The sequence below is a fragment of the Aquincola tertiaricarbonis genome, assembly GCF_000969605.1.
In the GTDB taxonomy this organism is placed as follows: domain Bacteria; phylum Pseudomonadota; class Gammaproteobacteria; order Burkholderiales; family Burkholderiaceae_C; genus Aquincola; species Aquincola tertiaricarbonis.
This window is the reverse complement of sequence record NZ_JZUE01000038.1, coordinates 16,794-39,959: the sequence shown is the minus strand read 5'-3', so window position 1 is coordinate 39,959 and position 23,166 is coordinate 16,794. Positions and strand designations below refer to the sequence as shown.

Genomic DNA, 23,166 nt, shown 5'->3' with positions numbered 1-23,166 from the left:
CAGGTGGCCACCTCGTTCGCGGCGGTGGCCGGCTTCACGCTGGCGCTGGGCGCAGTGTTCAGCTGGATGGGCTATCCGCTGGTGATGGCCTTCGTGCTGCTGGAGATCACCGCCCTGGCCGCTGCGCTGCTGGCCTATGCACGCTGCGCCGGCGACCGCGACATCCTGTCCATCGACGGCGGCGATCTGGTGGTGGAACAGTGGCATGCCACCCGCGTGCAGCGCACCGTGCTGCCGCTGGCCTGGGTGCGGGTGTCACCGGCCGAGGCGCCGGCGGTGGGGCTGCAGCTGGCTGCAGTCGGCGCCGCGGTGACCGTGGGCCGCCATGGGACGCCGCGGCAGCGGGAGCGCCTGCTGCAGGAGTTGCGGCAGGTGGTGCGGGGGCAGGGGGCGGTCGGTTCGAGTGATGCTGGCGTCTTGGCTAACGGGCGCTTGGTGCAAACCGCACACACCAGCCAAGTCAACTACGGTGCATGGCCGAACCAAGCACCGTTGTCTAGACAAGCCAGGTGCCGCGCCTCACCAGACACAGCACACCCTTCCACTCCCACCAACACCTCGTTATAGTGCGCCCCGTTGGTGCTCGCACCGGCCCTCCGGCTGGTGCAGTGAAACTGGGAATCAGGAAGAGACGTTCCAACGGAACCGATCCAACCTGAGCTGCCCCCGCAACGGTAAGTGGATGGCGCGTGGCAACACGCGCCGGCTCGTGCAACACACCCACTGGGCTTGAGACGCCTGGGAAGGGTGCCCGAGGACATCCACCAGCCCGGAGACCGGCCAACAGGGTGGGTGCATCGCGCGCTGCAAGGCGCGCGGCGCAACCTGTGTCGGCAACCTGCGGGGAGGCAGGAGGCCGGTGGTGTCCGTCGTCCGTCGTCCCCTGCCATGCTTCCGTTCCAGGAGCGCCCTGCGCGCTGTCCTGCGATGCTCATTGCCGCGCCCGCCTCGGGCCAGGGCAAGACGAGCGTCACCGCCGCCCTGGCGCGCCTGCACACCCGTGCGGGCCGCCGCGTGCGGGTGTTCAAGACCGGGCCCGACTTCCTCGACCCGATGGTGCTGGCACATGCCTGCGGCCACGCGGTGCAGCAGCTCGACCTGTGGATGGGCGGCCAGGCCCATTGCCAGGCCGTGCTGCACGAGGCGGCACGAACCGCCGACCTGATCCTCGTCGAAGGCGTGATGGGCCTTCACGACGGCGACCCGTCCAGCGCCGACCTGGCGCTGCGCTTCGGCCTGCCGATGCTGGCCGTGATCGACGGCAGCGCGATGGCGCAGACCTTCGGCGCGCTGGCGCTGGGCCTGGCGCAGTACCGGCCGGGCCTGCAGTTCGCCGGCGTAGTCGCCAACCGCGTGGCTGGCGAGGGCCATGCCCGGCTGCTGCGCGACAGCCTGCCGCCGCACCTGGCCTGGTGGGGCGCGCTGCCGCGCGACGAGGCGATGGCGCTGCCCGAGCGCCACCTGGGCCTGGTGCCCGCAGCGGAGCTGGCCGATCTGGAAGCCCGCATCGAGCGCGCCGCCGATGCGCTGGCCGCCGGCAGCGACGTGGCCGCGCTGCTGCCGCCGGCCGTCGACTTCGCGCCGCCCTCCGGCCACTCGCCTGGACGAGCGGACGCAGCGCTGCAGGGGCTGCGCATCGCCATCGCCCGCGACGCCGCCTTCTGCTTCCTGTATCCCGCCAACCTCGACCTGCTGCGCGCGGCCGGGGCCGAGCTGCACTTCTTCTCGCCGCTGGCCGACACCGCGCTGCCGCCCTGCGATGCCGTCTGGCTACCCGGCGGTTACCCGGAGCTGCACCTGGACGCGCTGGCCACCAACACGCCGATGCACCGCGCGCTGCGCGACCACCATGCCGCCGGCCGCCCGCTGCTGGCCGAATGCGGCGGCCTGCTGTACCTGCTCGACGGCCTGGCCGACGTGCACGGCCGCCGCCAGCCGATGGCCGGCCTGCTGCCCGGCGAGGCGGCGATGCAGCCGCGGCTGGCGGCCATCGGCCTGCACGAAGCCGCCTTGCCCGAAGGCACGCTGCGCGGGCACAGCTTCCATTACTCGCGCCTGGCCACGCCGATGGCGCCGCTGCTGCACACGCGCCCGGCACGCACCGGCCGCAGTGGAGAGGCGGTGTACCGCCAGGGCCGGCTCACGGCCAGCTACTTCCACGCCTATTTCCCTTCCAACCCCGTGGCGGCCTGCGCGCTGCTGCGCCCTTGACCCACCGCAGGAGCAACCATGCACATCGAACCCGGCCTGCTGGCCACCCCCAAGCTGATGGCCGCCAACCTGGCCGCGGTGGCGCTGATGGCCGCCCATGCACCCGCCTGGCTCAAGCAGCCGAAGCTGTGGCTGCGCACCGTGCTGGCCGCGCTGTTCTTCACCGTGTTCATGCAGTCCTTCCACCGGCCGGTGGGGCCTTCGGAGCTGCACTTCATCGGCGCGATGCCCATCTACCTGACGCTGGGTTTCCTGCCCACGCTGTTCGGCTTCGCGGCCGGGCTGCTGCTGCAGGGCCTGGTGTTCGAGCCGCAGGACCTGTTGCACCTGTCGGTCAACTTCCTGTCGCTGTCGGTGCCGCTGGCGGTGCTGCACCACACGCTGGGCCAGCGCCGGTCCGGCGGCGCGCTGTCGGTGGGCCGCATCCTGAAGCTGGACGCGGTGTACTACACCGGCGTCACGGTGATGGTGGGCTTCTGGCTGGCCATCGGCAACGACGCGACGGCACTGGCCGACTGGGGCCTGTTCGCCGCTTCCTACCTGGCCATCGTCGCGCTGGAGCCGCTGTTCACCGTGCTGGTGGTCAAGGGCGTGCGGACCTTGCAGCCGCAGCGCTGGGCGCGTCTGTGCTTCGATGAGCGGCTCACCGCATGACGATGGGCACGGTCTGGTTCGTCGGCGCCGGCCCGGGTGATCCGGAGCTGATCACCGTCAAGGGCCGCGGCCTGATCGAGCGGGCCGGGGCCATCCTCTACGCCGGCTCGCTGGTGGACGAGGCCGCCACGCGCTGGGCCCCACCGGGCTGCGTGATCGCCGACAGCAAGGGCATGACGCTGGACGAGATGTCGGCCTGGCTGTTGGCGCAGGCCGCCCGCTGCGAGACGGTGCTGCGACTGCAGACCGGCGACCCCGCGCTGTACGGCACGCTGATCGAGCTGGTGCAGCCCCTGGATGTCGCCGGCGTGCCCATCGGCGTGGTGCCGGGCGTGTCGTCGGCCATGGCCTCGGCCGCCGCGGCGGTGGAGAGCTTCACGCTGCCCGAGGTGACGCAGACCACCATCTTCACCCGCGTGGCCGGCCGCACGCCCATGCCCGAAGGCGAAGACCTGGCGGCGCTGGCCGCCCACCGCTGCACGCTGTGCATCTTCCTGTCGATCACGCTGCTGCACCGGGTGGAAGCCGGCCTGCGCGCCGCCGGCTGGGCCGAGGACGCGCCGGTGCTGGTGGTGCACAAGGCCAGCTGGCCGGGCGAGGAACGCATCGTGCGCGGCACGCTGGCCACCTTCAAGCAGCTGTGCCGCCAGGCCGGCATCGTCAGCCAGGCCATGGTGATCGCCAGCCCCACGCTGGGCGCGCGCCAGTGGCCCCAGCTCACCAAGTCGCGGCTGTACGACGCCGCCTTCACCCACCGCTTCCGGCAGGCCAGCGCATGAAACACCTCGCACCCGACGACACCACCACCGTGCTGCTCATCGGCCACGGCTCCCGCGAAGACAGCGGCAATGTGGAGATCCGCCAGTTCACCGATCAGTGGCGCCAGCGCTGCCCCGGCTGGCGCATCGAGCTGTGCTTCATCGAATTCGCCGCCCCCGGCCTGCACGACGGCCTGCTGGCTGCGGCCCGCGGTGCGCGGCGCGTGCTGGTGCTGCCGCTGATCCTCAATGCCGCCGGCCACGTGAAGATGGAGATCCCCGAGGCCATCGAGCATGCACGCGCGCACCTGCCGGGCGTCGAGTTCCTCTACGGCCCGCACCTGACCGCCTGCGACCCCATCCTCGCCATCCTGCAGCGGCGGCTGCGCCGCGCGATGCAGGCGCTGGACATGCCCGACCCCACCACCACCGGCGTGGTGCTGCTGGGCCGCGGCTCGTCCGACCGCGGCGCCAACGGCGACATGGCGAAGATGGCGCGCTGGCTGTTCGAGCAGGCCGACCATGAACTGGTGGACCTGGCCTTCACCGGCATCGCCTGGCCGCGGCTGGAGCGGGTGGTGCAGCGCCAGGCGCTGCTGGGCATGCGGCAGGTGGTGGTGCTGCCGTACTACCTCTACACCGGCACGCTGATGGAGCGCATCCACCGCCAGGTGGCGCACCTGCAGCAGCAGTATCCGCAGCTGCGCCTGCATTGCGGCACGCACTTCGGCTTCGAGCCCGAGATCTTCGGACTGCTGGAGCAGCGTGTGGCCGACCTGCTGGCCGGCCTGCCCGACAGCAAGCTGCCCTGCGACGGCTGCCGCTTCCGCGAGATCGCGCACGACGCGGGGCATGGGCATTCGCATGGCCATGCCCACGAGCACACGCACGTGCACATCCATGCCGTGGCTGCTTGACATCATGCGCAGCCAGGCCAACACCGTCACCGAGCAGCTCACCCGCGCCGGCCAGGCGATCGAGCACGACAGCTTCGCGATCATCGACGCCGAGGTCGGCCCGCATGCCTATACAAGCGAGCAGTGGCCGGTGGTGCGGCGGATGATCCATGCCAATGCCGACTTCGACTTCAACGGCCTGACCGCCTTCCACCCGCAGGCGGTTGCTGCCGGCATCGCCGCGATCCGCCGCGGCGGCACGCCGGTGGTGGCCGACGTGGAGATGATCTGCTCCGGCCTGTCGAAGCCGCGGCTGGCGCACTTCGGCATGCCGGCGCACCACTTCATCGGCGATGCCGACGTCATCGCCCAGGCCCAGGCCGAGAACACCACGCGCGCGGTGCAGGCCATGCGCAAGGCCTGGCGGCAGGGCCTGCTGCAGGGCGCGGTGGTGGCCATCGGCAATGCGCCGACCGCGCTGCTGGAAGTGGTGCGGCTCATCCGCGAGGAAGGCCTGCGGCCGGCGCTGGTGGTGGGCATGCCGGTCGGCTTCGTGTCGGCGGCCGAATCGAAGGCGGCGATGGCCGAGCTGGCCGAGGTGCCGTGGATCGTGATCCGCGGGCGCAAGGGCGGCTCCACGCTGGTGGTGGCGGCGCTGCATGCGCTGCTGTCGCTGGCCGAGGCGCAGCGCGCGTGACGATGGAAGCGGCCAAGCCGCGCGGCACCCGCACCGGTTTCACCACCGGCGCCTGCTCGGCCGCGGCCGCGCGGGCGGCGGCCATCGGCCTGGTGGAAGGCGCGGTGCCCGCCCACATCGACTGCCTGCTGCCCAACGGCGAGACCGTGCGCTTCGAGGTGCACGACGGCCGCTGCGATGCCCAGGCTGCGCATGCAATGGTGGTCAAGTTCGCCGGCGACGACCCCGACTGCACCGATGGGGCCCACCTCACCGCCGACCTGCGGCGCCTGCGCGGCCAGGCCGGCCAGGTGCTGCTGAAGGGCGGTACGGGCGTGGGCACCGTCACCATGGCGGGCCTGGGCCTGGAAGTGGGCGGCCCCGCGATCAACCCGGTGCCCCGCCGCAACATCGAGGACAACGTGCGTGCGGTGGCCGACGAGCTGCTGCTGCACGACGGTCTGGAGGTGTGCATCTCGGTGCCGCAGGGCGAGGCCATGGCCCGCAAGACGCTGAACGCGCGGCTGGGCATCCTGGGCGGCATCTCCATCCTGGGCACCACCGGCATCGTCAAGCCCTACAGCACCTCGGCCTACCGGGCCAGCGTGGTGCAGGGCGTGCAGGTGGCGGCCACGCTGGCGGCGCAGACCGGCCGCAGCATCGTGGTGCTGACCACCGGCGGCCGCACCGAACAGTTCGCGATGCGCGAGCACCCCGACCTCCCCGCCGCCTGCTTCGTGCAGATGGGCGACTTCCTGCGCTATGCACTGGACGAAGCCGTGGCCCAGGGCCTGCAGCAGGTGGTGATCGGCGGCATGGTGGGCAAGCTCACCAAGATCGCGCAGGGCGAAACCATCACCCATGCCAACCGCGCCGAGGTGGACACCGGCCTGCTGGCCCGGCTGGCCGCCAGCGTGGGCGCGCCTGCCGCGGATTGCGAAGAGATCGCCGCGGCCGAGACCGCGCGCTTCGCAGCCGAGCGCATGCAGGCGCTGGGCCTGCTGCCGGCCTTCCATGCCGCGCTGGCGCAGCAGGTGGTGCGCACGCTCACCGCGCCCGATCGTTATGGCAGCCGCTTCCGGCTGCAGGTGCTGGTGTGTGATTTCGACGGACACAAGATCGCCGAGGCTTCTTCTCCATGACCCTGCGCAAGGACCCATCCCCCGCCCGCATCGTCGGCGTGCTCGACGACGGCGCGGCCAGCCTCACCGCCACTGCGCTGGCCCACCTGCGGCATGCCGACCTGGTGATCGGCGGCCACCGCACGCTGGCGCTGTTCGACGACGACATCGCGCCCCGCGCGCGCCGGCTCGACATGACCGGGCGGCTGGCCGAGGTGCCCGAGTGGATACACGCCGCCCGGGCCGACCGGCTGCAGGTGGTGGTGCTGGCCACCGGCGACCCGCTGTGCCACGGCATCGCCGCCTACCTGGCCAGCCACTTGTGCGTCGAGGCGATCGAGGTGCTGCCCAACGTCAGCACGCTGCAGCTGGCCTGCGCCCGCGTCGGCCTGGCCTGGCAGGAGATGAAGATCGTCTCGGTGCATGCGGCCGATGCCGGCGAATGGACACCCGGCGCACCGCCCGCGCACGGCCTGCATGCGCTGGCGCAGGCGCTGCGTGCGCACGACCGGCTGGCCCTGCTCACCAGCCCGCACAACACGCCCGACCGCATCGCCCGGCTGCTGCTGGCCGAGGGCCTGGGCGAGCAGTTCCAGATGGCGGTGGCCGAGCGGCTGTGCAGCGCCGACGAGCAGGTGCATGCCACGCTCACCCCGGCCGAAGCCGCCGGCCGCCGCTTTGCCGATCCCAACGTGGTGCTGCTGTGGCGGCTTCAGCCGCGCCCACGGCCCGTGCTCTTCGGCCTGCCCGATGCGGACTACGAACAACGCCAGCCCGACAAGGGCCTGATCACCAAGCAGGAGGTGAGGGCGGTGTCGCTGGCCCGGCTGCAGCTGCGCGCCGACAGTCGCGTGTGGGACATCGGCGCCGGCAGTGGCTCGGTGGGGCTGGAGGCGGCGCGGCTGTGCGGCGCCGGCCATGTCTGGGCCATCGAGAAGAACGAGGCCGACCACGCCATCGCGCTGCGCAACCGCGCGGCCTTCGGCGTGGCCAACCACACGCTGGTGCTGGGCCGGGCACCCGACGGGCTGGCGGACTGGCCCGACCCCGATGCGGTGTTCATCGGTGGCTCGGGCGGCGAGCTGGCGGGTTTGATCACGCTGTGCCTGCAGCGGCTGCGGCCGGGCGGCCGGCTGGTGATGAACTTCGTGACGATCGAGAACCTGGCCACCGCCACCGCGGCGCTCACGGCTTGTGGTGCCGCATGGGACGTGCTGCAGCTGCAGGCCGCGCGCAGCAGGCCCATCCTGCAGATGCACCGGCTGGCCGCCGAGAACCCGGTGTGGATCGTCTGCGCGCAGCAAGGAAGCGGCGATGATTGAGCGCTTCGGCCGCCTGATCGGCATCAGCCTGGGCCCGGGCGACCCCGGCCTGATCACCCGCCGCGCCTGGGCCCTGCTGCAGCGGCGCGACGCGGTGTGGGTGTACCCGGCGCGCAGCACCCGCACGCCCAGCTATGCCTTCGACATCGTGCAGCGCGCCGGCCTGGCACCGCCCGGCGAGCACCAGTGCCTGCTGTTCCCGATGACGCACGACGGCGACAAGCTGGCCCGCGCCTGGCTGCGCGCCGCCGACGCGGTGCTGCCCTGGCTGCAGGCCGGCCGCGACGTGCTGTTCCTGGTGGAAGGCGATGCCGGCACCTACGCCACCTTCGGCCACCTGGCGCGCACGCTGCGTGCGCACGAGCGGCGCATCGGCATCGAGATCGTGCCGGGGGTGCAGGCCTTCAGCGCCGCCAGCGCCGGCCTGGGCCAGCCGCTGGCGGAGCAGGACGACACCGTGGCCGTGGTGCCCGCGGCCTACGGCGTGAGCGCGCTCGACCGGCTGCTGCCCGACTTCGACACGCTGGTGCTGCTGAAGGTCAAGCCGCTGATGGATGCGCTGATCGACTGGCTGCAGCAGCGCGGCCTGCTGGAAGGTGCGGCTTTCGTCGAGCGTAGCGGCGCGCCCGACGAACGCAGCTTCCGCGGCGCCGAGCTGCTGGCGCTGCGCGGCCAGAAGGTGAGCTACCTGTCGCTGCTGATCGTGAAGAACCCGCTGCGGGTGCGCGGCGAGCGCATCCGCGGATGCCTGAAGAAGGAAGCTGCATGACTTGTCTGGACAAGCCCACGCCCCGCGTGGTGCTGGTGGCGATCACCAAGCACGGCGCCGGCCTGGCCCGCCGGCTGGCCGAGGCGATGCCCGGCGCTGAAGTGTGCGTGTCGGCCAGGTTCGCCGAAGCCGTGGCCGGGCTGCCGCAGCCGGTGCACGCCTACGAAGGCGCGTTCAAGGACCAGATCGGCGGGCTGTTCCAGCGCTACGACCAGATCGTGTTCTTCGTCTCGCTGGGCGCGGTGGTGCGGCTGATCGCGCCGCACCTGAAGACCAAGGACGAGGACCCCGGCGTGCTGGTGGTGGACGACGCGGCAGCCTTCGTCATTCCGGTGCTGTCGGGCCACGTCGGCGGCGCCAATGCGATGGCCGAGCAGGTGGCCACGCTGCTGGGCGCCGTGCCGGTGCTCACCACCGCATCCGACGTGGGCCGCACCATTCCGGTGGACATCCTGGGCCGCGAGCTGGGCTGGACGGTGGAGGCGCCCAAGCTCAACATCACCCGCGTCTCGGCCCATGTGGTCAACGGCAATCCGATCGCGATGGTGCAGGAGGCGGGCAGCCCGCATTGGTGGATGCGTCCGACGCCGCTGCCGGCCAACATCCACTGCTACCAGCGGCTGGAAGACGTGGACCTGGCCCGCCATGCCGCGGTGCTGTGGGTCACGCACCGGCCGGTGCCGCCGGCGCTGTGGCGGCAGCTGCACGAGGCGCTGGTGGTGTACCGGCCGCCGGTGGAGGCCGCGCCGTGACGCCGATCGCCATCGGCTTCGGTTGCGACCGCGGCACGCCGATGCAGACGCTGGCGCAGGCGCTGGCCGAGGCGCTGCAGCAGGCCGGTGCCACCCTGGGCGACGTCACCGGCGCGGCCAGCATCAACCTCAAGGCCGACGAGGCCGGGCTGCTGGCCCTGGCGGCGCGCCACGGCTTTCCGCTGCGCTTCTACGCACCGGCCGAACTGGCCGCGGTGGCGGTGCCCCATCCGTCGGAAGTGGTGCGCCGCCACACCGGCACGCCCTCGGTCAGCGAAGCCGCCGCGCTGCTGGCCGCCGGCGGGCCGCCGGGCGCACGGTTGCTGGTCGAAAAACACAAGCTTCGCGGCGCCGACGGCCGCCACGCCACCGTCTCCATCGCCGCATGCGCGGCCACGCCATGACCGAACACATGTTGCAAGCAGCCCCCGGCAAGATCACGCTGGTGGGCATCGGCCCCGGCCATGTCGAGCACATGACCGCCCGCGCCCGCGCCGCCATCGCCGAAGCCGACGTGGTGGTGGGCTACGTCACCTACATCAAGCTGGTGGCCGACCTGATCGACGGCAAGGAGGTGGTGCGCAAGGGCATGACCGAAGAGCTGGACCGTGCGGTGAGCGCGCTGGAAGCCGCCCGTGCGGGCAAGAAGGTGGCGCTGATCTCCAGCGGCGACGCCGGCGTGTACGGCATGGCCGGTCCCACCTACGAGGTGCTGTTCCAGGCCGGCTGGACACCCGACGACCCGGTGGCGGTGGAGATCGTCCCCGGCGCCTCGGCGCTCAACGCCTGTGCCGCGCTGGTGGGCGCGCCGCTGACGCACGACTTCTGCGCCATCTCGCTGAGCGACCTGCTCACGCCGTGGCCGGTGATCGCGCGCCGGCTGGACGCGGCCGCGGCGGCCGACTTCGTGGTGGCGCTGTACAACCCCAAGAGCGGCCGCCGCACGCGGCAGATCGTGGAGGCGCAGCGCCTGTTCCTGCGCCACCGCCGGCCCGACACGCCGGCCGTGGTGGTCAAGAGCGCCTACCGCCGCCGCCAGACCATCCACCACACCACGCTGGACCGGCTGGTGGAGGCCGACATCGGCATGCTGAGCACCGTGCTCATCGGCAACAGCGCCACCTTCGTGCGCGACGGGCTGATGGTCACGCCGCGCGGCTACGCCAACAAGTACGACACGGAGCACGAGGCGCGCGAGGGCGAGCGGCCCGGCCGCTCGCTCAGCACCGGCCTGCTGGGCTGGCTGGACACGCTGCGCGCGCAGGCCGCCGCCGGCCACACCGTGGCCGACCTGGCTTGCCTATACAACCTGCCGGCCGACTACATCGCCGCCACCCTGGCCGAACCCGAGGACCGTGCCCATGACTGAACCGCAAGCCGTCAAGCCCAAGATCGGCGCCTACCGCCGTCACCTGCTGGTGTGCACCGGCCCGCGCTGCTCGGAGGGCGGCGCCTCGCAGGCGCTGTTCGACAGCCTGGGCGACAAGCTCAAGGCGGCGGGCCTGAATGAGGGCGAGCTGCGCATCAAGCGCAGCCGGGTGAGCTGCTTCGCGGCCTGCAAGGGCGGGCCCATCGTGTGCGTGCAGCCCGATGGCACCTGGTACTACGACGTGACGCCGGGCAACATGGACCGCATCATCGAGCAGCACCTGCTCGGCGGCGAGCCGGTGGCGCCGCTGGTGTTCCACCAGGCCGGGGAGGCAATCTGACATGGACATCGTCGCACCGCCCACCGCCGCAGCGCCCAAGCCCGAAGGCGAACGCCGAGGCCTGCTGATCGTGCACACCGGCCACGGCAAGGGCAAGAGCACCGCGGCCTTCGGCCTGGCGCTGCGCGCCCACGGCCGCGGCAAGCCGGTGAAGATCTACCAGTTCATGAAGGTGCCTTCGGCCCGCTTCGGCGAGCACCGGGTGTTCGAGCAGCTCGGCGTGCCGATCGAAGGCCTGGGCGACGGCTTCAGCTGGAAGAGCAAGGACCTGGCGCACAGCGCGCATCTCGCGCGTGAAGGCTGGGCCCGCGCCGAGGCCACCCTGCGCGAGGGCGCGCATTTCCTGGTGGTGCTGGACGAGATCACCTACCCGCTGCGCTACGGCTGGATGCCGCTGGCGCCGGTGCTGCAGGCGCTGCGCGAGCGGCCGCCGCATGTGCACGTGGTCTTGACCGGCCGCGACGCGCCGCAGGAGCTGATCGAGCTGGCCGACACGGTGACCGAGATGAAGCTCGTCAAGCACCACCACCAGGCCGGCGTGCCCGCGCAGCGCGGCATCGAGGACTGACGGGCATGCGCATGCACGGCGGCCCCGACGCCCGCGGCCCGGCGCCCCACGACTTCTCGACCAATGCCAATGCCGCGGGACCTTGCCCCACAGCGCTGGCCGCCGTGCAGGCCGCGGACGCGACGCGCTATCCCGACCCCGGCTATACCGTGCTGCGCGACCGGCTGGTCGACTTTCATGGCGTGGACCCCAGCCGCATCCTGCTGGCTGCCAGCGCCAGCGAATTCATCCAGCGCATCACCGCCGTGGGCGCCCGCCTGATGCCGGGCCCGGTGGCCGTGCCCACGCTGGCCTACGGCGACTATCGCGCCGCGGCGCAGGGCTGGGGTCGCCCGGTGGTCGACGAAGCCGACCCCACGGCCACGCTGCGCTGGCAGGCCGAGCCCGGCAGCCCGCTGGGCCAGGATGCGGCGCCGCCGCCGCGGCCCGGCGACCGCCCCACGGTGCTGGATGCGGTGTATGCACCGCTGCGGCTGCAGGGCCCCGGCCTGTGGCGCGACGAGCAACGCGAGCAGGTGTTCGTGCTGCACAGCCCGAACAAGGCGCTCGGCCTGTGCGGCGTGCGCGGGGCCTATGCAGTGGCGCCGGCGCCAGGCGCGGCGGCCGCGTGGGACGTGGCCGCGTGGTGCCAGGCGTTGCGGGATGCGGAGGCGTCGTGGCTGCTGTCAGGGCAGGGTGTGGCGATGCTGGGCAGTTGGGCGGAACCGGCGACGCAGGCCTGGTTGAGGGACTCGCTGGAGGTCTTGCAGGCCTGGCGCGCAGCCCTGGTGCAGGTGCTGGCGCAGCGAGGCTTCGAGCCGCTGCCGAGCACGACGCCATTCCTGGTCGTGCGCGCGCCGGCGGGCGCATCGCCGGAAGCGCTGCGGCCGACCGGAGTGGCGGTGCGCGACCTCACTTCCTTCGGCTTGCCAGGGCACTGGCGCTTGTCTGCACAGGCACCGGGGGCGGTGGGTGCGTTGGCGAGAGCGCTGGACGCCTGTTGAGCAGGCCAGCGTTTGGACGGCGCGTCGGCGGACGCCATGAGGCTGGCAAGGCGCCAGTGCGATGCCTTCTCGACAGCGATGGGACGGTGGTGGACATCACCACCGAGGCGCAGCGAGCGCCCCCGGGGTGCGGCGGGCACTCAACGATCTGTCCGTGGTACCGCTTGGGTCGCCGCCAGCGCCGACCGTGCAGGCGCCGCTGGGGTGATTCCCGCCGGCAGGCGCATGGACACGCCCGCGGCCATCAGCAGCAGCACGCCGGCGCCGCCGAAGGCCAGCGTGTGGCTGCCGAAGGTGTCGAAGCCCCAGCCGCCCAGCCAGCTGCTGACGGTGGCGCCCAGCTGGTGGCTGACGTAGGCCCAGCCGTACAGCACGCCTACCAGCCGCACGCCGTACACGTCCGCCAGGATGGCCGACGACAGCGCGATGCTGCCGGCCCACACCAGCCCCCCGATGGCCGCCGCCCCATACAGCTCCAGGTGCGTGCCCACCGCCAGCAGGGCGAAGAAGCCCAGGCCGCGCACGCCGTAGATGGTGGCCAGCATCCAGCGGCGCGGCAGCCGGTCCGCCACCTTGCCCAGCACCAGCGTGCCGCCGATGGCCACCAGGCCGATGGTGCCGATGCCCATGGCGCTGGTGCCGGCGTCGAAGCCGTGGTCCATCAGCATCGGCACGCCGTGGGTGCCCAGCAGGTTCATGCTGAAGCCGCAGGCGAACAGGCCTAGGCAGATCTGCCAGAAGGGCCAGGTGGCCACGGCCTGGCCGAAGCCGAGCGCGGCCGCTGGCACCGCAGGGGCGGCGCGTTGCGCGGCCACCTGCTCGGGCAGCAGGTCGGTGTGCGGCGGCGCGTCGTCGCGCACCACGAACAGCGCCGCCGGCACCGTCACCGCTGCGAACACCGCGGCCAGGCCGAGCAGGCTGTGCTGCCAGCCGAAGCGGCCAATGGCCTGCATCGACAGCGGCGTCATGACCGCCATGCCGGCCATGGAGCCGGTGGACAGGTAGAACAGCGCCATGCCGCGCTGCCGGGTGAACCAGCGGCTGAGCACCGGCGTCAGCGCCACCGGGCTGGTGAAGCCCAGGCCCACCGACAGCAGCACGCCGAACGAGAGTCCGAAGGTCAGCGGCGTGCGCGCCTGCACCGTCCACAGCGAAGCCGCCACCACGATGGCGGTGCCCAGCAGCAGCACCGCACGGGTGCCGATGCGTGCCACCAGCCAGCCGGCCACCGGCATGGCCAGCCCGTAGCACAGCATGCCCACGCCGACGATGCCCGCCAGCAGGCTGCGGCTGAAGCCGAGGTCCTGCGCCATCGGCAGGAAGAAGGGGCCGATGCCCAGCCGCAGGCCCACCGTCAGCAAGGTGATGGCGGTGGCCGCGGCCACGATGTTCCAGCCGGCATACCAGCCGGCGTGCAGGCCTGCCTGCCGATGCGCGTGCATGCCTTGAGCGGCCGGTTCAGCCGGCCGGCGGCAGCTGGTCCAGCTCCAGCACGCCTGCCTGGCGCAGCACGTCGGCGGCCTGGGCGGCCTGGCGGTCTTCCACCTCCACCGTGAGCACTGTCCAGCCCTGTCGCAGCGCCTGGCTGTAGCGGGCACCGCGGCCGGCCTCGTCCAGCGGATCCTCGTCCGCATCGTCCGTGAACAGGGGGCCGTCCGCATGCGGCGGCCAGGCGATGTTGGCGTCGTTGCGCACGGCGGGAGACAGCGAGATGTGGGTTTTGGCCACGCCCGCGGCGGTCAGGCCGTCGGCGGCCAGCTCCGCCTTTTCGGTGCGGGTGAAGATGCCGACCAGGGTGCGCGTCATGGCGATGACCTCGTTGTGCGGTGGTGCACTTGCGGCAATCGCCGTGCCCCTGGGGGGCCGGACTTTCCCTGCCCGGGCGGCAGGCACGATGCGCGACGTAGAGGGCTCGAACCTCTGACCTATTGCTTAGAAGGCAATTGCTCTATCCAGCTGAGCTAACGTCGCCCTGGCGAGCGCGGATTCTAGCCAGTGGCCCTTCCGGCTTCGGGTTCGGCCTTCGGTTCGGCCTCGGTGTCGTTCTTCCGGGCACCGCGGATGTTCATGAAGGCCAGGCACACCTGCAGCAGCAGCAGCGCCCAGGCCTGCGTGTGCAGGCCCCAGACCACCCACAGCGCATTGCTCACCAGGAACAGCCAGAAGCCTGCCTGGCGGCGGCCCTTGCTGAGCGAGGTCACCAGCCAGGAGGCGGCCACGGTGGCCACCATCGCCGGCCATTGCACGGCGTCCAGCAGCGTGCTCCAGTCTTCCATCACATCCGTCCTCGGCGCAGCTTCATTGGCTGCGGCAAGGCAAACGGCGATCCTGCGTGCGGGCAGCGATGCGGCGCGGTCAGTCGCGGCGCTGGTACTGGTCCTTGCCGAACAGCGTCTGCCGCGCCTTGTCGTCCATCAGCGGCTTGCGCAGGTCGGCCAGCACCTCCACGCCGCGCTGCACCGCGGGCCGCTGGCCGATCTCGTCGAACCAGCCCTTGAGGTGCGGATAGTCGTTCCAGTCGATGCCCTGGTTCTTCCAGGAGCGCAGCCACGGGAACACCGCGATGTCGGCGATGCTGTATTCCGGCCCGGCGAGATAGGTGCTCTTGGCAAGCCGCTTGTCCATCACGCCGTACAACCGGCGGGCCTCGTTGGTGTAGCGCTCCACCGCATACTCGATCTTCTGCGGCGCATAGATGCGGAAGTGGTGCGCCTGGCCCAGCATCGGGCCCACGCCGCCCATCTGGAACATCAGCCACTGCAGCACGTCGTAGCGGCCGCGGGTGTCGGCCGGCATCAGCTTGCCGGTCTTGCCGGCCAGGTACAGCAGGATGGCACCGGACTCGAACAGCGAATACGGCCGGCCATCGGGCCCGTCGGGGTCGGTGATCGCCGGGATCTTGTTGTTGGGGCTGATGGCCAGAAATTCGGGCTTGAACTGGTCGCCGGCACCGATGTCCACCGGGTGCGCGCGGTAGGGCAGGCCGCACTCCTCCAGCATGATGTGGACCTTGTGGCCGTTGGGCGTGGGCCACGAATACACTTCGATCATCCGCGCATCTCCTCGTCTGGCAGGGTGCCGCGACTCTAGTTCAACCCTGCTTCTTGCACATCTTCATGTTCCAAACCCTCAAGCGCTGGATATCCGGTGGTGCAGAACGTGCCGGCTGGTCCGCGGTGGCCACCTGGGCCGATTCGGCCGGCCATGCCTTCAAGCGCGCACGGGACGGCAGCGGCTTCGTCATCGAGTCCGGCGTGCCCGCCCAGGGTTGGCGGCTGGAGTGGGGTCCTTCGCAGCGCAGCTACATCGCAGGCAATGAGCTGCGCCTGCGCGGCGACCTCAAGGGCGGCAACGACCTGCAGATGATGCTGATCTCGCGGGCATTGATGGAAACGCTGGAAAAGCAGGTGTTCGAGCAGTTCACCGAAGGCCTGCAGACCCGCATGGACACCGAGACGCCGGAGGAGATGCGCTGGCTGGTGCTGTTCCCCAAGGCGCCGCACATCGATTCCAAGCTGCTGAAGGAAGCCTTCGGCGCGGTGGGCAATACCACCGCCGCCATCGAGCAGTGGCTGGCCGGCCCGCTGTCGGCCCGGCTGCTGGAAGCTCGCGGCAGCTGGCTTTCGGCGAGCGATCCCTTGCTGCTGGTGGCGCTGCGCGGCCGGCTGACGCTGCGCACCGCCATGGCCGAGCCCGATGCCACCCGGTTGCGCGCGGTGGTCACGCTCTTCGAGACCAGCCTGCGCGAAGGCCGCCGCGCGGTGGAGCTGTGGACCCAGTCGGCCCATGCCAGCACCCATCCCAGCCTGTTCAGCAGCACGCCGGCCGATTCGCGGCTGGAGGGCGACGGCCCGCGCTGACGGGCGTCGCCGGCTTCAGCCCGCGGCGCCGGCCCGGCGGGCGAAGCCCCAGCCGATCTCGGCCAGCGGCCGCGCCGCCGCGGCCTGTAGCCGGGCCTCGTCGCTGGCCGCGGTGCCGTCTTCCACCCGCTTGGCGATGCCTTGCAGGATGGCCGCGATGCGGAACAGGTTGTAGGCCAGGTAGAAGTTCCAGTCGGCGCGCACCTGTTCGATGTCGGCGCGGCCGCTGCGCTCGCAGTAGCGGCGCAGGTAGGCGTCTTCATCGGGAATGCCCAGCGCGGCCAGGTCCAGCCCCTGGATGCCGCGGCCCACGGCATGCGGGATGTGCCAGCTCATCATGTGGTAGCTGAAGTCGGCCAGCGGATGGCCCAGCGTGCTCAGCTCCCAGTCCAGCACCGCCAGGATGCGCGGCTCGGTGGGGTGGAAGATGACGTTGTCCAGCCGGAAGTCGCCATGCACCACCGACACCTGCGCCACGTCGCGCGCGCTGTGCGGGATGTGCGCGGGCAGCCAGTCGATCAGCCGGTCCATCGCCTCGATCGGCTGCGTGATGGAGGCCTGGTACTGCCGGCTCCAGCGGCCGATCTGCCGCTCGAAGTAGTTGCCCGGCTTGCCGTAGTCGGCCAGGCCCGCGGCCTGCACGTCCACTGCATGCAGCGCGGCCATCACCCGGTTCATCTCGTCGTAGTGGGCCGCGCGCTCGGCCGGCTGCAGGCCAGGCAGGGACTGGTCCCACAGCACCCGCCCTTCGATGAAGTCCATCAGGTAGAAGGCGCGGCCGATGACCGATTCGTCCTCGCACAGCAGGTGCATGCGCGGCACCGGCACCGGCGTGCCGGCCAGTGCATGCATCACGCGGTATTCACGCTCGATGGCATGGGCCGAGGGCAGCAGCCGCGCCACCGGCCCCGGCTTGCTGCGCATCACGTAGCGGGCGCCGGGCGTGCTCAGCAGGTAGGTGGGGTTGGACTGGCCGCCCTTGAACTGCGCCACCGTCAGCGGCCCTTCGAAGCCGGGCAGGTGCTGCGCCAGGTGCTGCTGCAGCGCCTGCAGGTCGAAGGCATGGCGGCCGCTGACATCCTTGGTGCCGGTGAACGCTTGCATGGGTCACTTCTCCGACAGGTTGAGCAGCTTCTCGCGCGAGAGCACCACCAGCCGCGTGGGCTCCACCCGCACCGCGCCTTCGCGCTCGAAGCCCTTGAGCTCCTGGTTCACGCGCTGGCGCGAGGCGCCCAGCAGCTGCGCCAGGTCTTCCTGCGCCAGCTGCAGGCTGATGCGGATCTCCTCGCCCTGCTCGATGCCGTAGCTCTTGGCCAGCAGGAGGATCTGCTTGGCCAGGCGGGCGGCCAGCGGGCGGGTGTTCAGGTCTTCGATCTGGTCGAACATCAGCCGCAGGCGGCGGCAGTTCAGGCGCAGCAGCGCCTCGTACAGCTCCACATGCTGCGACAGCAGTTCCTTGAAGTCGGGCTTGCGCACCTGCAGCACGGTGGTCGGGCCGTGCGCATTGCCGTCGTGCGTGCGCGGCAGGCCGTCGAACAGCGCGATGTCGCCGAACCAAGTGCCGGGCTCCACATACGTCAGCGTGATCTGCTTGCCCGACAGCGACACCGAGCTGACGCGCACCGCGCCCGCGGCCACGCCGCACCAGTCCTCGGCCGGCTGGCCGCGGGTGGACAGCAGCGCGCCGTCGGCATAGCGGCGCACGTTGGCACGGGCCAGGATGGCCTGCCGCAAGGGCAGCGACAGCCTGGAAAACCACGAGCCCTGTTCGATGTTCTGGCGCTCGGCAGGGGTAAGAATGAGGCTGGTCATGGCGTTGTCTCTGAGGCGACAGCAATCATCGCCGTGCGCTGGGTATTGTCCACATACTGAAGTTTCTAAATTTTGTGGAGGCAAGCAATGGCACCGATCGAGATCCCCAGCCTGAAAGGCAGCGTCAGCCCCGAGGAATGGCAGACGCGGGTGGACCTGGCGGCCGCCTACCGGCTGGTGGCGCTGTTCAAGTGGGACGACCTGGTCTTCACCCACATCAGCGCGCGCGTGCCGGGCACCGAGGACCAGTTCCTCATCAACCCCTATGGCCTGATGTTCGAGGAGATCACCGCCAGCAGCCTGGTGAAGGTGAACCTGGCCGGCGAGAAGCTGGAGGTCTCCCCGTTCCCGGTGAATCCGGCCGGCTTCACCATCCACAGCGCCATCCATGCGGCGCGGCACGACGCGGCCTGCGTGCTGCATGTGCATTCGCTCAACGGCATCGCGGTGTCGGCGCAGAAGGGCGGCGTGCTGCCGCTGTCGCAGCAGTCCATCTTCGTGATGGGCTCGCTGGGCTACCACGGCTACGAAGGCGTGGCCCTGCGCGACGACGAGAAGCCGCGCCTGGTGCAGAGCCTGGGCCGCAACACCTTCCTGATGCTGCGCAACCATGGCCTGCTGACGGTGGGCCGCGCGATCCCCGATGCCTTCCTGTCGATGTACCTGTTCGAGACCGTCTGCACGATCCAGGTCCGGGCGCAGGCCGGCGGCGGCGAGCTGATCCATGTGCCGCAGGAGATCATCGCCACCGCGCGGGAGCAGTCGCGCCAGGTGACGCAGGGCGTGGGCCCGGGCGCGCTGGCCTGGCCCGGCCTGCTGCGCCGGCTGGAGCGGCAGATGCCCGGCTTCGACCGCTAACCGCGGCTGCGGAACCACTCCTTGGCCGCGGCGATGCGGTCGGCCGGCACGCCGGCCAGCTTGCGGCCCCAGCGCAGGGCCTCGGCCAGGGCTTCGCCGGGCGGCACCACCTCGTTGGCCAGGCCCATGCCGTGCAGGCGACGGGCGCTCAGGGCCTCGGTCAGCCACAGCAGCTGCATGGCCAGCGGGCGCGGCAGCTGCAGCGTGAGCGCCGCTGCAGCCTGCGGCTGCGTCCAGGAGAAGCACGCGTCGTCGGCTGCGATCACCACGTCGCAGGCCAGGGCCAGCACGAAGCCGGCGTCCACCGCATGGCCCTCGACCGCGGCGATGACCGGCTTGGGGCTGGAACGCATCACGTCGATCAAGCCATCGAAGGCGGCCTCGAAGCCGCCGGGGCCGGCTTCGTCATGGCCCAGCGCATGCGGGTCGGCGCCGGCGCAGAAGTGGGCACCGTCGCCATGCAGCACGATGCAGTGGATGCCGGGCTCGTCGGCCGCGTTGTTGATGGCCTCGATGCCGGCGGCGCAGGCCTGGGCCGACAGGCTGTTGCGGTTGGCGGCACCGCGAACGGTGAGCACCAGCGTGGTGTCGCGGCGTTCGGTCAGCAGTTCGGAAGACATCGATTCATGCGGCATTGAAAGGCCGAAAAGCGCTGCGGATCATTGTGTCATGCGGCTTTGCGCCACCCCGGGGACAGGGGGGGCGCATGCTAGAGTGAACCGCATCCCTCCAAGCCGTTTTCCAACGCAATCCGACGCATGAGCGATGCTGGCGTTCGACGCCATTTCCAGCCTTCGGCCATGCACCCCTGGTGGCTGGCCGCCGCCGTGGCCGCCAGCCTGGCCACCGCACCCGCCGCGGGCCAGCCGACCCCGGCCCCGACCGAGCCTGCCGCACTGCTGCCCGCCGCATCGGGCGCAGCCTCCAGCCCCGATGCCACGCCGCCCGCGCTGACCGACGCCCTGGCTGCCCTGCGCCGTGCGGACGAGGCCCGTGCCCAGCAGGTGGCGCAGCTGCAGGAACAGCTCAAGCACCTGCGTGGCCAGGTGGAATGGCACGAGGCCGTGCTGCCGTGGATGGGCGCCGCCCTGGCGCTGCTGGCCGGCGGCCTGGGCTTGCTGGCCTCCTGGTCGGCGCGCCGGCAGCGCTCGGCGCGGCCGGCAACCGGGTCTCCGCATGCACCTGCGTCGCCAGCGGCCTTCGGCGCGTCCACGTCACGCCCCGGCAGCCTGCCGGCCGCCGGTGATGCGGCCACCGCGTCGTCGGCCAGCGGCAGGCCTGCCGGCCCGGCCAGCCAACCGGCCGGCGTGGCCGGTGCCGGCCCGCAATGCGCCGCGGGCAGGCAGGGCCCAGTCAACCCCGCCGCAGCCAACCTGCCCGATGCGCCCACCGCCGCGCAGGTGCCGGCGCTGCTGGAGCGGCCCGAGTTCGTCTCCAGCACGCGGCCGGTGCCGCAGCTCTTCTCCACGCCGGCCACGCCGGCACCGCTGCTCAGTGCCGATGCCTTGATCGACCTGGAGCAGCAGGCCGACTTCTTCGTGGCCCTGGGCCAGGAACAGGCGGCGGTGGAACGGCTGCTGGCCGAACTGCGCACGGTGGAAGGCCGCAGCCCGATGCCCTGGTTGAAGCTGCTGGAGATCCATCGCCGGCAGGGCGACCGGGCTTCCTACCAGCGGGCGCTGGACCGATTCCGCCAGCGCTTCGGCCCGCATGGCGCGGAGTGGACCGACCCTCACCCCGAAGGCCGGCCGCTGGAGGACCATGCCGAGGCCATGGCCCGGCTGCAGGCGCTGTGGCCGGTGCCGCAGGACGTGATGGCGCTGCTGGAACGCCTGGTGGGCGGCTGCGAGCCCAACAGCGTGCTGTCGCTGGCCGCCAGCCAGGATGCGCTGCTGCTGTACCAGCTGGCGCGCAGCTTCCTGCCCGAGACCGCGGCGCAGCCGCCCGCACCCGACGTCGATCTCCTGCTGCCGATGGACAGCGCGGCCGCGCTATCGGGGCGTGCGGCGCGCGGCGGGCGGGTGGACCTCGATCTGTCCAGCGGCGTGACCCCGCTGGCCTGACGCCGCGGGGCGTGCGCTACAGCCGCGCCAGCCGGTCCAGCGCGCGCTGCAGCGTCTCGTCCTTCTTGGCGAAGCAGAAGCGCACGATGCGCTGCTCGAAGCCGTCGGCATAAAAGGGCGACAGCGGGATCGCGGCCACGCCCACCTCGGTGGTCAGGCGCCGGCAGAAGTCGGTTTCGTTGACCGAGTCATCTATCGCCGAGTAGTCCACGCACTGGAAGTAGCTGCCTTCGCTGGGCAGCAGCTTGAAGCGCGTGTTGGCCTGCAGCCCGGCGCGGAACAGGTCGCGCTTGCGCTGGTAGAAGACCGGCAGGTCCAGGTAGGGCGCCGGGTCGGCCATGTAGCTGGCCAGCGCATGCTGCACCGGCGTGTTGACCGTGAACACGTTGAACTGGTGCACCTTGCGGAACTCGGCCGTCAGCGCCGCGGGCGCCGCCACGAAGCCCACCTTCCAGCCGGTGACGTGGTAGGTCTTGCCGAAGCTGGACACCAGGAAGGTGCGCGCCGCCAGCTCGGGGATGCTGGCCGCGCTCACGTGCGGGCGGCCGTCGTACACCATGTGCTCGTAGACCTCGTCGCTGATCAGCAGCACGTCGGTCGGGCGCAGCAGCGCGGCCAGCTGCTGCATCTCCTCGGCCGTCCACACCGTGGCACTGGGGTTGTGCGGCGAGTTGACGATGATGGCCCGCGTGCGCGGTGTCATCGCCGCGGCGATCAGGCCGAAGTCGGGGCGGAAGGTGCCGGGCGTCAGCGGCACGCGCACGATGGTGCCGCCGGCCAGCTCGATGTTGGGGCCGTAGCTGTCGTAGCAGGGCTCCAGCACGATGACCTCGTCGCCCGGGTGCACGCAGCACAGGATGGCGGTGAGGATGCCCTGCGTGGCGCCGGCGGTCACGGTGACCTCGGTGCCGGGGTCGTAGGCATGCCGGTACAAGTTGGCCAGCTTGGCCGCGATGGCTTCGCGCAGCGCGGGCACGCCGGGCATCGGCGGGTACTGGTTCAGGCCCTGCTGCATGGCCGCGGTCACCGCTTCCACGAGGCGGGGGTCGCAGTCGAAGTCCGGGAAACCCTGGCCGAGGTTGACGGCGCCATGTTCCTGGGCCAGCGCCGACATCACGCTGAAGATGGTGGTGCCCACGTTGGGCAGGCGGCTGGGCAGGGTGGGAGTGCGGGTCGTGCTCATGGAAGGTTCACAGCTGGTAGTCGTCGGCGTCCTGTTCGCTGCCCATCGCGCGGCTGATGAGGCTGCGGTTCAATCGGTCCGACAGCAGTTCGGCAAAGGAATAGACGAAGTTGCGCAGGTAGGCGCCGCGCTTGAAGGCCACGTGCGAGACGTTCTGGCCGAACAGGTGGCCCAGCGGCCGGGTCACCAGGTCGCCGCCGGGCGGATCGTCGCGCACCGCCATCTCGGCCACGATGCCCACGCCCAGGCCCAGGCGCACATAGGTCTTGAGCACGTCGGAGTCGATGGCCTCCAGCACGAAGTTGGGCGCCAGGCGGCGCTGGGCGAATGCCGCGTCGATGCGCCGGCGGCCGGTGAAGGCGGCCTGGTAGCACACCAGCGGCTCGGCGGCCAGCTGCTCCAGCGTGGGCCGCTCCACCGCCGCCAGCGGATGCGCCGGCGGTACCACCAGCACATGCTGCCATTCGTAGCAGGGCAGGGTCACCAGGCCGTCGATCTCGTGGATGCTCTCGGTGGCCATGCCGATGTCGGCGCTTTCGTCCAGCAGCATGCGGGCCACGTCGTTGGGCGTGCCCTGGTGCATGCTCACGTTCACCTTCGGGAAGCGCTTGCGCAGCGCGGCCACCGGCTCGGGCAGCATGTAGCGCGCCTGGGTGTGGGTGGCGGCGATGGACAGCGTGCCGGCGTCCTGCAGGCTGAACTCCTCGCCGATGCGCTTGAGGTTGCCCACCTCGCGCATGATGATGTCGATCGACTTCAGCACCTGCTGCCCGGGCTCGGTGATGCGCTTCAGCCGCTTGCCGTGGCGGGTGAACACGTCCACGCCCAGCTCTTCCTCCAGCTCGAGGATGGCCTTGCTGACGCCGGGCTGCGAGGTGTGCAGGGCCTTGGCGGTCTCGGTGAGGTTGAGGCCGCGGCGGGCGGCCTCCTGCACGAAGCGGAACTGGTGGAGATTCATCGCAACCCCGTCA

The 23,166-nt window shown here is 71.3% G+C and carries 27 protein-coding genes, 1 tRNA gene and 1 riboswitch; of the genes, 18 read left to right on the top strand and 10 right to left on the bottom strand.

The window, feature by feature from the left end; translation table 11 throughout:
• From VO99_RS29245 to VO99_RS26040, 15 genes are all read left to right on the top strand, one after another.
• On the top strand, window positions 1-567 hold a 567-nt coding region (locus VO99_RS29245), incomplete at its 5' end, for a DUF2244 domain-containing protein (RefSeq protein WP_157039794.1).
• A riboswitch (cobalamin riboswitch) is annotated at window positions 561-799 on the top strand. (Overlaps the previous gene by 7 nt.)
• 128 nt (window positions 800-927) lie before the next feature.
• Window positions 928-2,211: a cobyrinic acid a,c-diamide synthase CobB gene (locus VO99_RS26105; protein ID WP_083440937.1), complete on the top strand. Its 1,284-nt coding sequence runs from the start codon at window positions 928-930 to the stop codon at window positions 2,209-2,211.
• Between the two features lie 18 nt (window positions 2,212-2,229).
• A complete protein-coding gene (locus VO99_RS26100; RefSeq protein ID WP_046115888.1) occupies window positions 2,230-2,865 on the top strand; it encodes an energy-coupling factor ABC transporter permease in 636 nt (211 codons plus the stop codon).
• Window positions 2,862-3,644, top strand: coding sequence for a precorrin-4 C(11)-methyltransferase (gene cobM / locus VO99_RS26095; RefSeq protein WP_046115887.1), 783 nt, complete (start codon window positions 2,862-2,864; stop codon window positions 3,642-3,644). Before VO99_RS26100 ends, cobM begins: the two co-directional genes overlap by 4 nt.
• Window positions 3,641-4,540 carry a sirohydrochlorin chelatase gene (locus VO99_RS26090; RefSeq protein ID WP_046115886.1) on the top strand — a complete coding sequence of 300 codons (900 nt, stop codon included), beginning with the start codon at window positions 3,641-3,643 and terminating at the stop codon, window positions 4,538-4,540. Before cobM ends, VO99_RS26090 begins: the two co-directional genes overlap by 4 nt.
• On the top strand, window positions 4,524-5,216 hold the full coding sequence (locus VO99_RS26085) for a precorrin-8X methylmutase (protein ID WP_232315559.1): 693 nt from the start codon (window positions 4,524-4,526) through the stop codon (window positions 5,214-5,216). The genes VO99_RS26090 and VO99_RS26085 overlap by 17 nt, the downstream gene beginning before the upstream one ends.
• A gap of 2 nt (window positions 5,217-5,218) precedes the next feature.
• Window positions 5,219-6,337, top strand: a complete 1,119-nt coding sequence (locus tag VO99_RS26080) for a cobalt-precorrin-5B (C(1))-methyltransferase (protein ID WP_046115885.1) — start codon at window positions 5,219-5,221, stop codon at window positions 6,335-6,337.
• Window positions 6,334-7,638 carry a bifunctional cobalt-precorrin-7 (C(5))-methyltransferase/cobalt-precorrin-6B (C(15))-methyltransferase gene (locus VO99_RS26075; protein ID WP_046115884.1) on the top strand — a complete coding sequence of 435 codons (1,305 nt, stop codon included), beginning with the start codon at window positions 6,334-6,336 and terminating at the stop codon, window positions 7,636-7,638. Before VO99_RS26080 ends, VO99_RS26075 begins: the two co-directional genes overlap by 4 nt.
• The gene (cobI, locus tag VO99_RS26070) at window positions 7,631-8,407 is read left to right on the top strand and encodes a precorrin-2 C(20)-methyltransferase (RefSeq protein ID WP_046115883.1); all 777 of its coding nucleotides are present in this window, start codon (window positions 7,631-7,633) and stop codon (window positions 8,405-8,407) included. Before VO99_RS26075 ends, cobI begins: the two co-directional genes overlap by 8 nt.
• On the top strand, window positions 8,404-9,159 hold the full coding sequence (locus VO99_RS26065) for a cobalamin biosynthesis central domain-containing protein (RefSeq protein ID WP_046115882.1): 756 nt from the start codon (window positions 8,404-8,406) through the stop codon (window positions 9,157-9,159). Before cobI ends, VO99_RS26065 begins: the two co-directional genes overlap by 4 nt.
• Window positions 9,156-9,563 carry a cobalamin biosynthesis protein gene (locus tag VO99_RS26060; protein ID WP_259374806.1) on the top strand — a complete coding sequence of 136 codons (408 nt, stop codon included), beginning with the start codon at window positions 9,156-9,158 and terminating at the stop codon, window positions 9,561-9,563. Before VO99_RS26065 ends, VO99_RS26060 begins: the two co-directional genes overlap by 4 nt.
• An 8-nt stretch (window positions 9,564-9,571) precedes the next feature.
• Window positions 9,572-10,528 (top strand): precorrin-3B C(17)-methyltransferase, encoded by a 957-nt coding sequence (gene cobJ / locus VO99_RS26055; protein ID WP_157039792.1) that lies wholly within the window; start codon window positions 9,572-9,574, stop codon window positions 10,526-10,528.
• Window positions 10,521-10,868 carry a (2Fe-2S) ferredoxin domain-containing protein gene (locus tag VO99_RS26050; RefSeq protein ID WP_046115881.1) on the top strand — a complete coding sequence of 116 codons (348 nt, stop codon included), beginning with the start codon at window positions 10,521-10,523 and terminating at the stop codon, window positions 10,866-10,868. The genes cobJ and VO99_RS26050 overlap by 8 nt, the downstream gene beginning before the upstream one ends.
• A 1-nt stretch (window position 10,869) precedes the next feature.
• Window positions 10,870-11,436, top strand: a complete 567-nt coding sequence (cobO, locus tag VO99_RS26045; RefSeq protein ID WP_046115880.1) for a cob(I)yrinic acid a,c-diamide adenosyltransferase — start codon at window positions 10,870-10,872, stop codon at window positions 11,434-11,436.
• 5 nt (window positions 11,437-11,441) lie between these two features.
• A complete protein-coding gene (locus tag VO99_RS26040; RefSeq protein ID WP_046115879.1) occupies window positions 11,442-12,419 on the top strand; it encodes an aminotransferase class I/II-fold pyridoxal phosphate-dependent enzyme in 978 nt (325 codons plus the stop codon).
• Between the two features lie 140 nt (window positions 12,420-12,559).
• Here the strand turns inward: VO99_RS26040 and VO99_RS26035 are convergent, their stop codons facing one another.
• From VO99_RS26035 to VO99_RS26015, 5 genes are all read right to left on the bottom strand, one after another.
• A complete protein-coding gene (locus VO99_RS26035) occupies window positions 12,560-13,861 on the bottom strand; it encodes an MFS transporter (protein ID WP_046115878.1) in 1,302 nt (433 codons plus the stop codon).
• A gap of 16 nt (window positions 13,862-13,877) precedes the next feature.
• On the bottom strand, window positions 13,878-14,225 hold the full coding sequence (locus tag VO99_RS26030; protein ID WP_046115877.1) for a hypothetical protein: 348 nt from the start codon (window positions 14,223-14,225) through the stop codon (window positions 13,878-13,880).
• Window positions 14,226-14,316: 91 nt separating this feature from the next.
• A tRNA-Arg gene (locus VO99_RS26025) sits at window positions 14,317-14,390 on the bottom strand.
• Between the two features lie 17 nt (window positions 14,391-14,407).
• Window positions 14,408-14,695 (bottom strand): hypothetical protein, encoded by a 288-nt coding sequence (locus tag VO99_RS26020; protein WP_046115876.1) that lies wholly within the window; start codon window positions 14,693-14,695, stop codon window positions 14,408-14,410.
• 79 nt (window positions 14,696-14,774) lie between these two features.
• A complete protein-coding gene (locus VO99_RS26015) occupies window positions 14,775-15,470 on the bottom strand; it encodes a glutathione S-transferase family protein (RefSeq protein WP_046115875.1) in 696 nt (231 codons plus the stop codon).
• A 65-nt stretch (window positions 15,471-15,535) separates the two neighbouring features.
• Between VO99_RS26015 and VO99_RS26010 the strand changes: the two genes are divergently transcribed.
• Entirely contained in the window at window positions 15,536-16,279 is a 744-nt protein-coding gene (locus VO99_RS26010) for a hypothetical protein (protein WP_157039791.1), read from the top strand.
• Between the two features lie 15 nt (window positions 16,280-16,294).
• Here VO99_RS26010 and VO99_RS26005 read toward each other — a convergent pair whose 3' ends face one another.
• Both VO99_RS26005 and VO99_RS26000 read right to left on the bottom strand, forming a co-directional pair.
• Window positions 16,295-17,383 (bottom strand): phosphotransferase, encoded by a 1,089-nt coding sequence (locus VO99_RS26005; protein ID WP_046115874.1) that lies wholly within the window; start codon window positions 17,381-17,383, stop codon window positions 16,295-16,297.
• A gap of 3 nt (window positions 17,384-17,386) precedes the next feature.
• Window positions 17,387-18,091, bottom strand: coding sequence for a Crp/Fnr family transcriptional regulator (locus VO99_RS26000; RefSeq protein WP_046115873.1), 705 nt, complete (start codon window positions 18,089-18,091; stop codon window positions 17,387-17,389).
• A gap of 87 nt (window positions 18,092-18,178) precedes the next feature.
• On the opposite strand from VO99_RS26000, the gene VO99_RS25995 reads away from it, so the two are divergent.
• Window positions 18,179-18,949: a class II aldolase/adducin family protein gene (locus VO99_RS25995; protein ID WP_046115872.1), complete on the top strand. Its 771-nt coding sequence runs from the start codon at window positions 18,179-18,181 to the stop codon at window positions 18,947-18,949.
• On the opposite strand, the gene VO99_RS25990 is transcribed toward VO99_RS25995, so the two are convergent.
• Window positions 18,946-19,569 carry an enoyl-CoA hydratase-related protein gene (locus tag VO99_RS25990; protein ID WP_198157075.1) on the bottom strand — a complete coding sequence of 208 codons (624 nt, stop codon included), beginning with the start codon at window positions 19,567-19,569 and terminating at the stop codon, window positions 18,946-18,948. The two genes, VO99_RS25995 and VO99_RS25990, sit on opposite strands and share 4 nt — an antisense overlap.
• A 138-nt stretch (window positions 19,570-19,707) precedes the next feature.
• Here VO99_RS25990 and VO99_RS25985 point away from each other — a divergent pair, with 138 nt between their 5' ends.
• Window positions 19,708-21,012: a hypothetical protein gene (locus VO99_RS25985; protein WP_157039790.1), complete on the top strand. Its 1,305-nt coding sequence runs from the start codon at window positions 19,708-19,710 to the stop codon at window positions 21,010-21,012.
• Window positions 21,013-21,028: 16 nt separating this feature from the next.
• On the opposite strand, the gene VO99_RS25980 is transcribed toward VO99_RS25985, so the two are convergent.
• Window positions 21,029-22,195 (bottom strand): pyridoxal phosphate-dependent aminotransferase, encoded by a 1,167-nt coding sequence (locus VO99_RS25980; protein ID WP_046115870.1) that lies wholly within the window; start codon window positions 22,193-22,195, stop codon window positions 21,029-21,031.
• Window positions 22,196-22,202: 7 nt separating this feature from the next.
• On the bottom strand, window positions 22,203-23,153 hold the full coding sequence (locus VO99_RS25975; RefSeq protein WP_046115869.1) for a CysB family HTH-type transcriptional regulator: 951 nt from the start codon (window positions 23,151-23,153) through the stop codon (window positions 22,203-22,205).
• Window positions 23,154-23,166 lie beyond the last annotated feature (13 nt).